Here is an 11,672-nt window from a genome sequence, read left to right on the forward strand (position 1 = left end):
AAGACTCCCCCTTGCCGTGTTATAATCTATATGCAAGGCGTATAGGGGCAGTCTTGTCAGACTGGAAGTTGGTTGTCTACGCTGTCCGGAGACTATCTTCGCTATCGCTTGATAGTCCCCGGCTCTTAAAAGGGCTGTCCTTCGGACAGAAGAATGCTCTTTGGACGAATTCAATTCGTCATTATAGAAGTCCCACCCGAACCCTCCTCATAGAGGGGAGGGCGAAAGGAATGAACCTTTCCCGTCCTACAATTTAAGAACTCATAAACTCAAGAACTAACAAACTAACCTCAAAAAATCGTTTATTTGTCAACTCAAAACCTTCTCCCTCCCCCTTTGGGGAGGGTGGGGTGGGGCTTCTGCAACGGTTCTTCACTACTGCTGCCTCGCCCATTTAGCGATACTGTTCGGGCAAGGCAGCAATGTTGCCACGACGCTGCAGCGAGTTGAGGGTGACTAGTTAGGAGTGAGTAGTGAGTAATTTGGGGTGAGAAGTGTTATGCAAAAGGAGAGTATAAATAGTGTTATCAGCGTGTTGGTATGTGAAGAATAATCCGTACCTTTGCATCGAATTTTAAGGTAAAAGAATGCAAGATATTAGAAACATTGCGATTATAGCACACGTCGACCACGGTAAAACAACATTGGTCGACAAGATGATGCTCGCTGGTAAACTGTTCCGTGACGGCCAGAATAACAGCGGCGAGGTATTGGACTCCAATGATTTGGAGCGTGAGCGAGGGATAACGATTCTTTCAAAAAACGTATCTATCAACTGGAAAGGTACGAAAATCAATATTATAGATACTCCGGGGCACTCTGATTTCGGTGGTGAAGTAGAGCGTGTATTGAATATGGCCGATGGTTGTATTCTGCTTGTTGACGCGTTTGAAGGCCCGATGCCCCAGACTCGTTTCGTACTTCAGAAGGCTCTTCAGATAGGTTTGAAACCGGTCGTTGTGGTAAACAAGGTAGATAAACCCAACTGTCGTCCAGATGAAGTGTACGAGATGGTATTCGACTTGATGTGCGATCTGAAGGCTACCGAAGACCAATTGGACTTCCCGGTGGTCTATGGTTCGGCTAAGAACGGCTGGATGGCTGAAGACTGGAAGCAACCTACCGACAATATCGAGTATCTGTTGGATAAGATTGTAGAAGTGATTCCTGCACCGAAGCAGTTGGAGGGTACTCCACAGTTGCTCATCACATCGCTCGACTATAGCAGTTATACAGGTCGTATTGCCGTAGGTAGGGTGCATCGTGGTACGTTGACCGACGGTATGAATGTGACGGTTAGCCATCGCGACGGTTCAAAGGATCGCACCAAGATAAAGGAATTGCACACTTTTGAGGGCATGGGTCACGTGAAGACCGACCATGTAGACAGTGGTGATATATGTGCTGTCATCGGTTTGGAAAGGTTTGAGATTGGCGATACCATCTGTGATTTTGAGAATCCGGAGCCTCTTCCACCTATCGCTATCGACGAGCCTACGATGAGTATGCTGTTTACCATCAACGATTCTCCGTTCTTCGGACGTGAAGGAAAGTTCTGTACTTCTCGTCATATCAACGACCGTTTGAAGCACGAATTGGAGAAAAATCTTGCTTTGCGCGTTCGTCCGTTCGAGGATAGTACCGATAAATGGATTGTCAGCGGGCGTGGTGTGCTTCATCTCTCTGTGTTGGTTGAGACCATGCGTCGTGAAGGTTACGAGCTACAGGTGGGTCAGCCACAGGTTATCTACAAAGAGATTGATGGCGAGAAGTGCGAACCCATCGAGGAATTGACGATTAATGTGCCCGAAGAGTTTGCCAGCAAAATGATTGATATGGTAACCCGTCGTAAGGGCGATTTGCTGGGAATGGAAAATCAGGGCGACCGTGTGAATATCGAATTTGAGATTCCTTCGCGTGGTATCATCGGTTTGCGTACCAACGTATTGACCGCTAGTCAGGGCGAAGCTATCATGGCTCACCGTTATAAAGATTATCAACCGTTCAAGGGAGAGATTCAACGTCGCTCCAACGGTTCGCTTATAGTGATGGAAACCGGTACAGCTTATGCTTACTCTATCGACAAATTGCAAGATCGTGGAAAGTTCTTCATCGATCCGGGTGAGGACGTTTATGCCGGTCAGGTAGTGGGTGAGCATATCCACGAGAACGATTTGGTTATCAACGTAACCAAGGCTAAGCAGTTGACTAACGTGCGTGCCAGTGGTTCAGATGAAAAGGCAAGGGTGGTTCCTAAGACCGTTATGAGTTTGGAGGAATGCTTAGAGTATATCCGTCAAGACGAATTGGTAGAGGTAACACCGAAGAATATGCGTATGCGCAAGTTGATTTTGGATCACTTGGAGCGTAAGCGTGCGAACAAAGAATAAGATTTCTGAAAATAGAATCGGGGGCATCCACAACTGTGGATGCCCCCGATTTGCGTTTGTTATTTATTTAGCTCCCTCTGCTATCTTAAACAATGTGCCTGTGGGACAAACGAAACGGCAATAGGGACGAGGCACGAAGATGGCGAGAACGAGGAAGATGGCGGCTAATACCAATACTATCCAAGATGCTGATTGGATGATGAACGCCGCGAAAATTTCGTAATCCATCCAACTGAAACCGACTCCGATGAACATCATGACCATAAGAACAGCCCATAGTATTTGACGGAAAGAGGTGAGCCATTTGACCGTCTGTTTTGACATTTTCCATTTCTTATGTGTCACTTTTCCGGCTAAATCTTGCATAGAACCGCATGGACAAATATGGTTACAGTAATAGTTTTTCTTGCCAAAGAACGGATAGATGAAGGCCGTAATGAGCATAATGAGCGGCACGAGCGAGGTCCATATGTCGATGCCATTGGCCAAATAGCCCATGATGAGCGAGTAGTTGATGAACGTACCACCCCAAAATCCTAGTACAATGACGTTGAGGATGAGTTGGAATGTGTGGTATCTCTTGTTCCTGAAAAATAGTGGAATGATAGCTCCCATGAGTACGACGACGAGCCCGGCGGCATACTTCCACGACATATCCATCTTCTCCCAAAGGTTTGTTTTGCTTGTGTTTTTGGCCGCATATTGCAGTCCTAGTCGCATATTAGTGATGATGGCACGCGAGGAATAAGTGGCTCCACTCACTCCATCTACCTTCATGGTGAGTGCCTCTTTGGTTGTTCTGCCGTTCCAATAGGTCAAGAGTTTGGATGCTTCGGCAAAGAAATCTTCTGATTCGGAGTTGTTCAGTGCGATGACTTTCTGTACTTTCCCGTCTTTGATATATATTTCTAGAGGTACAGGACCGCCATAACCAAGGACGTCTTTGCCTAGTTGGGTGGTGTTGATGATGTATGTACCATCCTGTAATTGACGCAGTGTATCGGTTGATACTGCCTTTGCCTGTTGTTGATAACCGTTATTGAGCGCGTGGCCGAGCAATTTTCCATCGCGTCTTACGGTCACTGCGAGCATCACGGCCAAGCATGTGAGGAACATCAGTATATGTTGTAGCCTTTTTGGGTTCATATTTTTGTATTGTAATGTTGGTGGTGCTAGAACCACTTATCTTATGCAAAGGTAATAAATAAAAGCGAGAGAGGGGAGCAACCTATGTTGTTAGCTATAAAAACTTAATGTGATTTAGGCTTTCCTTTGCAATATTTTGGATTGTGGTGCGTTTATCTTTTAATAATCAAAAGATAAAGCTATGAAACGTTTGGTGTTGATTTTAGCGCTAACTGCCGTGTTTGTAGTCGCACAAGCACAGAGTCGTCAAGGAACATTTTCGTTGATACCGAAAGTGGGTATCACGTTGGCTAATATGGCAAATATGGGGCTCAATACTTATGATGGAACGCTAGATTCTCATTTTAAGGCTGGTTTTGTGGGCGGATTACAGGGGGAGTATCAAGCAACTACTCATATTAGTGTGTCGCTGGGTGCCTTTTATTCCATGCAGGGATGCCGTTATTCCGATTATCGTATACAGGTTCCTATCAAGGTTTCCGAAGATGAAGAGTTTATCGGAAGCCATCATCACCATATCAATTTGGACTATGTGACCGTGCCTTTGTTGGTGAATTACTATGCTACTCGCGGTCTGGCTGTGAAAATAGGAGTACAGTTTGCGCGGTTGGTCAATGCCAAAGAGAGTAGGGAGGATACTCCATATAAGGTAAATAAGAGTGGAGTTTATACCTATGGCGAGATGACTCAGACGACGAAAGACCGCATGGAACAGTGTAATAAGACGGAATTTTCCATCCCTATGGGTGTCTCATACGAATACATGAATGTCGTTGTAGAGGCGTGTTATCATCTTGGTTTGAGTAAAATAACAAAGGGAGCCGAAAATCATAACCACTGTTTTACGATTACGGCTGGGTATAAGTTTGATTTATAGAGGGTTGGTCTAGCAGCCATTTCCAAATAGGCTTTACTTCAATAGTGAGGCCTTCTTCGGTAATAGTGCATTCTTCGTCCATCGTAAGGATGTAGTTTTTGCTAGTATGCTCTGCTTTCGCTACTTCTATTAATCCTTTCATTTCTCGCTGTTTGGTTTTTTCCTCGCTGATACTCATGGTCACTTGATAGGCTTCAGTGAGTGTAACGCCACGTCTAACAACAAAGTCACATTCTCCTTTATTGGCATAATAATATACATCGAGTTGCCTGCGTTTGAGCTCGATGAATACTAAATTTTCTAGCAGGATGCCGATATTGTCAGTCGGGTTGAAGCCTATTGTGCTGATAATAGCGTTGTCTATAAGATATATTTTCTTGGCACTGGCACTCTGAGTCTTTACGGATGGAGCATATTTTGTTAATTGAAAGATGAGATAAGTGTCGCTAATAGCATTTAAATAGTTCTTGATGGTTTCGGGATGTTTGAGACCTACAACCTTTCCTAACGAACTATAGGTATGACGTTTGGCTGCGTTACTGGCAAGATAGTGCATGAGTTCGAGTACTTCGCGTTCGTTAGTGATGCCATTTCGCAGCAATACGTCGCGATATATAATGCTCTCGTATATTCCGGATATATATTCTCTTGTTTGATTTCTAAGGAAAGCAGGGAATCCTCCTTGCTTCATGTATCTCTTAAATTGGGCGAGCATCGTGGCGGTTCCAACTGTTGTCGCTATGGTTTTGGTAGAATGTTCTATCTTATTATAGGTCAAGAACTCTTTGAAAGAGAACGGATACAATTCTATTGCAATATATCTCCCGGTGAGATGTGTGCCTAATTCGCGGCTTAACATATTGGCATTAGAACCTGTAATAAAAATCTTATTACTGCTATTATAGAGTCTTCGTACAAAGAGTTCCCAACCTTTTATATTCTGTATTTCGTCAAAATAATAGGTATGTTGTACTCCAAAGAGCTCTATCAAGCATTCTTGGAGTAGTTGGAAATCTTCTATGGTGAATTTGATGAGGCGATCATCATCGAAATTAAGGAAGAAATCTTGTTCTTTCATCCTCTTTCTCATTTGCTGTATCAGCACAGATTTACCACATCTTCTTACTCCAGAGACAACTACTATCTCTTCGCTTTCAAGCCATTGAGGTTGAATGTCTCGCGCAACTTCGTCTTTTAAACGGATATTTTGCTGGTCAAGAATAATTTGAATCAATAGTTGTTTAGGTATCATATGCCTGTAAAGATGATGAATATGGGCAAAGATAGCAAAAAGTTTTCATTCATAACGAATGATATTCTAGAATATCTTCGTTCGTAATGAAGGTTTTTCTAAAATATCTTCATTGGCAATGAAGATATTTAATCTAATATAGTCTCTCTTCGATCGTATAAATAATAGATAATGGCAAGAATGATACCTACTAGCAAGCCCGATAGATGGCCGGCCAAACTGACGGTGGCTTGGAAACTGAAAAGGAGAGTTATGCCGACCATGATGACAGGAAACCAAATGCCGTCTTTGTGTTTTGGAGTTAAGAGAGAGTTGATGATAATATAGCCATACATCCCCATGAGTCCGCCGGAAATACCTATCACGGTGTGAGGAGAGAAGAGAATGGCACAGGAAGTGCTAAGAAGGCCGGTGATGTAGAAAGATAAAATGACTCTACGGCTGCCTATCGCAAATACATATAAGTATAAGATGAGCCAATAATTAATGAGGTTATACGCAATATGCATGAGATTTCCGTGTAAGAAGAAAGCCGTAGCGATGCGCCACCATTCACCTAATCCCATCACCAAGTAGCTATTGGCGCCACCCCAACTGATGATTTCGGAGACGTCGGGCGACATGAGACTGACGCCCGAAAACACCATGGCCAAGTAATAAACAATACTGACGATGGGAGGAAGAGCTATAAGTATGGCCATGATGATGTGCCATGTATGCTCCGTCTTTTCCGATTTACGAATCTCTCCTTTATGCTTTTCCTCTTTAGCATCAACTGGTAAGGTTAGTAAGAAATTGAATATTGTTCTCAACAACAAATCATCTCGTTCTTCATATTTCTTACGATCGGGTTTGCCAAAAATCACAATGAGAATGATGAGGAGGCTATATGCGAGGGCAATCCAGCAGATGACGGCTATATTGAAATGCCCACTGGGACTCTCACTCTCGTCTGCTAATCGGAAGATAATGGCGTCATCGGTCGACAAATCATTGAAATGACCATTCGTAATCGCATGTACAAATCCCTTGTATAAATCAGAATGGTGTTCGTGTTTGAGCAAATAAGGTTGGTTATAGAGCGGGTAAGCATGGCGGTTAATACCCTGATGGAAGAAATCGTTGTAGTATTGATTAAGCTTTTCTTCGCTCGTCATGGCACTATATTCGCGACTAGTGAACTTTGTTCCAACATATACATTGGGCATTTTGTTGACTTCGTACACATCCAACATCTCAAAATAGAGCTTGTCTGCACCATGCCTTTGAGGTCGAGAAACCACATGTGTGTACGTTCCGCTGTATGTTGTGTCTGTTTCCAAGTGCGAAACGTGCACCCAATCGGTCTCCATTAAGTTTTTTATCTGTTGCAATGTCTCTACATGGAGTACGCTACTTTTCCATTGATTCATCTGGAAACCAATGACAATTCCAAGAAATAACGTGCCGGCCATGGTTAAACTTGAGAACGAAAATCGACTGTTGCTGATCCAAGGGAATGCATCATCTATGTTCCAAGTACAAATGACGACAATCAGACCAAGCAGGAGAGGAATGCCAAAGTTACGTAATTCCTCGCCAATATGCTGAACCAACGGGGTGTCCCATGCTATCCAAAGGAACAAGAAATAAAGTAAGGCCATGCCAAGTGATGGCGAAAGCAATCGAAAAGAGATGTTGCAAATAAGCGACCAATCTCTTTTTGATGTGTCTTTTCTTTTATTTCTTATGCCCATAGTAACGCTATGGAGAATTACCGTGGGTAGTTCAAGTTCTCATCTTTGATGACATTCAGCACCTCATTGAGGTATTTACGCGACTCCCAACGCGCCATCGGAAGGTCGTGGAGCAGATAGTTGCCGCAATCTTTGGGTGCTGCACCGGGAATTTCTCCATCAAAATTGGCTACAAACTCAAAAGTCTTTTTCATCAATTCTACGATGTCGCTACTCTTTAAGTCGCCTTTCATTACAAGATAATTGCCCGTGAGACATCCCATTGGCCCCCAGTAGATAATGCTATCTTTCCACTCCGAGTCGTTACGAAGATAGGTTGCAGCCAGATGTTCGATGGTGTGGATGGCGCCAACGTGCAAAGTCGGCTCGCGATTGGGTTCTTTCATACGAATGTCAAACGTCGTGACGGTCTCGCCCCCGACGGTGTCTTGGCGACTAACATAGATGCCGCGCAACAGGCGGTTGTGGTCTATGGTGAATGAAGGTATTTTATCCATGATGTAAATATTGTAATCGTTTTATTCTTGTTTCGTAGTTCTACTCAATTCCGAAGTTATCAGAAGTTAAACGCCTATGGGGTGTTGGAGTTACAAATGGGAGTTAATAGACAATTGTCTGTTGACTTCTTGCCTCGAAGAGGCTTTTACTTCTGTTGACTCCTGCTAACTTCCAAACCGGTGAAATGAGGAATGTTAATCTAATCTTTCTAAGAAACGGCGCGTCACTTCAAACGAACCGTCGGCCATACGATCCCAAAAATCAAAATATTGTTGTGCCTTACGGTCTTTCAAAGGTACATCGCTGATAATTCGGAATGAGATGAACGGTACGCCATAGATATGACAAGTCTGTGCAATGGAGCAGCTTTCCATGTCTACGGCCATCGCTTCGGGGAATTGATTGAGGATAGATGCCATCTTCTCACGGCTGTCTACAAACCACTCTCCGCTCACAATGAGTCCTGTACGTACGTTGGTCTCGGCCTCAATGCTTAATGCTTTCTTTACCAACTCATCGGGTGAATTGAATCGAGCCGGCATTCCGAGAATCTGTCCGGGTTGGCATTCCGAGCCACAATAAGCATCGTGGTAGGTGCATGAAGTAGATACTACTACATCGGTCACGTTGAGTGACGTGTCGGCACCGCCTGCACAACCCGACGAAATTATCAAGTCGGGCTGGTAATGGGTTATCATCTCGACGGCACCAATGGTCGAGTTGACCTTACCAATACCGCATTGTTGTAATATAATATGGTGTTGGCCGACAGTGCCGAGAAGAAATTCTCGACCGGCATGTTGCTCGGTATGGACATCGTGGAGAAGCGCGTGTAGCTGCTTATGCTCCTTGTCCATGGCTACGATTAATCCTATATTCATGTCTTAAATCTATTTCTTACTTTTCGCATGACTGCTCAACTAGAAGTCGTCGGGAGTTAAATGCCTTTGTTAGGCATTGGAGTTATCGGCAGTTAATGGACATATGTCGGTTAACTACAAGTCTTATAGAGGTTTTTACTACTGTTTTCTCCCATTTACTTCAGAACATTCGATGCCCGGATTATATTTCTTGCAAATTTACGAAAAAACTTTCATGGAGTCTTGTTGTACGTGGGTTTTCTTGTTGGTTTGCAACTATTTCCTTATTTTTGCATCTATAAAATAAACGTTTATTTATGAAAGCATTGAAGACTTACTGGCCCGATATTGTGGCAGTTGTATTATTTGCTGTGATTTCTTTCGCTTATTTCTTCCCCGCGGATATTGAGGGAAGAATCTTATATCGTCACGATTCGTCGGCCGGTAGAGGTGCAGCGCAAGAACAAGCAGCCTATTATGAACGCACGGGAAAGATGACCCGATGGTCGAACTCTGCGTTTAGTGGTATGCCGACGTATCAGACGGCACCATCGTATAGCAGTACGACGGCACTCAAACAGGCCATCAATGCCTATCATCTGTGGTTACCGGAGAATGTTTGGTTTGTTTTTGCCTATTTGCTTGGCTTTTATATCTTGCTTAGGGCATTTGATTTCCGCCATTCGTTGGCCGTTCTGGGTTCTATTATTTGGGCATTTTCCAGTTATTTCTTTATCATTATTGCGGCCGGACACATTTGGAAAGTCATGGCATTGGCCTATCTTCCGCCGATGATAGCGGGTGTGGTACTGGCTTATCGGGGCAAGTTCTTGACGGGATTAATAGTCACTGCCATCTTCTCAGCGTTTGAAGTGAACGCCAACCACGTGCAGATGACCTATTATTATCTGTTCATCATCTTCTTCATGCTAATTGCTTTCTTAGTCGAAGCCATTCGCGAAAAGCAGTTGTCTCGCTTCTGGAAGGCTACTGGTGTGTGCTTGATAGGTGCCGCTATCGGCATTAGCCTGAACCTATCCAATCTCTATCACACGTGGCAGTACTCACAAGAGTCGATGAGAGGGAAGAGTGAGCTCGTTAAGAAGAATGCAGCCAATCAAACAAATTCGGGACTTGACCGTGATTATATCACACAATGGAGTTATGGGGTGGACGAGACTTGGACACTTCTCGTACCCAATACCAAGGGCGGGGCATCGGTTCCATTGGCAGCTAATAAGACTGCGATGGAGAAAGCCAACCCTGAATACATGCAAATCTATCAGCAGTTAGGCCAGTATTGGGGCGAACAACCCGGCACCAGTGGCCCTGTCTATGTGGGTGCCTTTGTGTTGATGTTGTTCATTCTCGGCCTGTTTATTGTCAAAGGGCCAATGAAGTGGGCACTTTTGGCAGCTACGATACTCTCTATCCTTTTGTCTTGGGGGCGTAACTTCATGCCGTTTACTGATTTCTTCTTGGACAATGTGCCGATGTATTCCAAGTTCCGCACGGTGGCATCTATCCTCGTTATGGCTGAGTTTACGATTCCCTTGCTGGCCATGTTGGCTTTGAAGAAGATAGTAGACGAGCCCGATTTGCTGACTAAGAAGATAAAGTTCGTCTATATAAGTTTTGCCTTAACAGGCGGTATAGCCTTGCTCTTTGCTCTTATGCCCAATATGTTCTTCGTCGATTTTATCTCTTCTTCAGAGATGAATGCTTTGAAAAGCATACCGGCAGAGTACCTTGGGGCTATAGAAGGAAATCTCCGAGAAATCCGTCGTGCTATTTTTGTGGCTGACTGTTGGCGTTCTTTCTGGATTATTGTGGTGGGCACATTCCTCCTCTTGCTCTTCAAAGCTCGCAAGTTGAAGGCTGAATACATGATAGGAGCGGTGGCGTTGCTCTGTCTGATAGACATGTGGCAGGTGAATAAGCGCTATCTCAACGATGATATGTTTGTAGAGAAGAGCGTGCGCGAAGCCCCTCAAGTCATGACAAATGTAGACCGTCAAATATTGCGTGACAAGTCGTTGGACTATCGAGTGTTGAATTTGGCTTCGAATACATTTAATGAGAATGAGACCTCTTACTATCATAAGAGTATCGGTGGTTACCATGCTGCGAAGCTACGCCGTTATCAAGAACTCATCGAGGCGTATATTCAGCCTGAGATGCGTAAGATTTTGCCGGCCATATCACAGGCTGGTGGCGATATGACCAAGGTTGCTGGAGACTCCATTTACCCTGTACTGAATATGCTGAATGCTAAGCATTTCATTCTTCCATTGCAGAATAATCAGGCTGTTGACGTGCAGAATCCATACGTATATGGTAATGCTTGGTTTGTGGATAAGTTGTCGTATGTGGATAATGCCAATCAAGAACTTGATGCACTGGGTCGCTTGAATCTGCGTCATGAAGCAGTGGCAGATGCTAAATTCCGCACCCAACTAGGTGAGGCTACGCATCAAGACGGAACGTCTATCGTCACATTGACTTCTTATGAACCCAATGAACTGCATTATGACGTAAATTCTACGAAGGGTGGAGTAGTGGTATTCTCGGAGATTTTCTATCCCGAATGGACCGCAACCGTTGATGGTCAGCCCGTAGAATTGGGACGTGTAAACTATGTATTGCGTGCTTTGAACGTGAAGCCCGGCCAACATAAGGTCGTTCTCAGCTTCTATCCGAAGAGTGTAGACCAAACTGAAACCGTGGCATATGTATCTTATGCTGTCCTTCTTCTCCTTATAATATTAGGTATATTCTCGGCTCGACGACAGCCAAAGGAATTGGAATAGTAGTTGATAGGGACTAGGTTTCCTCATAATGGTGTGCCAAATAGGTAATCATTATCAAGATATAAAATGAATGCAAAGGCTCCGCAGCATTGCTGCGGAGCCT

At 44.1% G+C, this 11,672-nt stretch carries 8 protein-coding genes; 3 read left to right on the plus strand and 5 right to left on the minus strand.

Annotated features, from left to right (window positions below; genetic code table 11):
* The first annotated feature begins 587 nt into the window (after positions 1-587).
* Complete coding sequence (gene typA / locus HMPREF3034_RS08690) at positions 588-2,390, plus strand: translational GTPase TypA (RefSeq protein WP_036900039.1); 1,803 nt, start codon at positions 588-590, stop codon at positions 2,388-2,390.
* A gap of 63 nt (positions 2,391-2,453) precedes the next feature.
* Here the strand turns inward: typA and HMPREF3034_RS08695 are convergent, their stop codons facing one another.
* Positions 2,454-3,536, minus strand: coding sequence for a 4Fe-4S binding protein (locus tag HMPREF3034_RS08695; protein ID WP_036900035.1), 1,083 nt, complete (start codon positions 3,534-3,536; stop codon positions 2,454-2,456).
* 181 nt (positions 3,537-3,717) lie between these two features.
* Here HMPREF3034_RS08695 and HMPREF3034_RS08700 point away from each other — a divergent pair, with 181 nt between their 5' ends.
* Complete coding sequence (locus tag HMPREF3034_RS08700; RefSeq protein WP_062434862.1) at positions 3,718-4,413, plus strand: porin family protein; 696 nt, start codon at positions 3,718-3,720, stop codon at positions 4,411-4,413.
* On the opposite strand, the gene HMPREF3034_RS08705 is transcribed toward HMPREF3034_RS08700, so the two are convergent.
* From HMPREF3034_RS08705 to HMPREF3034_RS08720, 4 genes are all read right to left on the minus strand, one after another.
* Positions 4,385-5,665, minus strand: a complete 1,281-nt coding sequence (locus HMPREF3034_RS08705) for an ATP-binding protein (protein WP_062434865.1) — start codon at positions 5,663-5,665, stop codon at positions 4,385-4,387. The two genes, HMPREF3034_RS08700 and HMPREF3034_RS08705, sit on opposite strands and share 29 nt — an antisense overlap.
* A gap of 128 nt (positions 5,666-5,793) precedes the next feature.
* The gene (locus tag HMPREF3034_RS08710) at positions 5,794-7,308 is read right to left on the minus strand and encodes a rhomboid family intramembrane serine protease (protein ID WP_036900028.1); all 1,515 of its coding nucleotides are present in this window, start codon (positions 7,306-7,308) and stop codon (positions 5,794-5,796) included.
* Between the two features lie 110 nt (positions 7,309-7,418).
* The gene (locus HMPREF3034_RS08715) at positions 7,419-7,898 is read right to left on the minus strand and encodes an S-ribosylhomocysteine lyase (protein WP_036900025.1); all 480 of its coding nucleotides are present in this window, start codon (positions 7,896-7,898) and stop codon (positions 7,419-7,421) included.
* 195 nt (positions 7,899-8,093) lie between these two features.
* The gene (locus HMPREF3034_RS08720) at positions 8,094-8,780 is read right to left on the minus strand and encodes a 5'-methylthioadenosine/adenosylhomocysteine nucleosidase (RefSeq protein ID WP_036900023.1); all 687 of its coding nucleotides are present in this window, start codon (positions 8,778-8,780) and stop codon (positions 8,094-8,096) included.
* 296 nt (positions 8,781-9,076) lie between these two features.
* Between HMPREF3034_RS08720 and HMPREF3034_RS08725 the strand changes: the two genes are divergently transcribed.
* The gene (locus tag HMPREF3034_RS08725; protein ID WP_062434869.1) at positions 9,077-11,569 is read left to right on the plus strand and encodes a YfhO family protein; all 2,493 of its coding nucleotides are present in this window, start codon (positions 9,077-9,079) and stop codon (positions 11,567-11,569) included.
* The last annotated feature ends 103 nt before the right edge of the window (positions 11,570-11,672 follow it).

The sequence above is a fragment of the Prevotella sp. DNF00663 genome (assembly GCF_001553265.1).
GTDB lineage: Bacteria > Bacteroidota > Bacteroidia > Bacteroidales > Bacteroidaceae > Prevotella.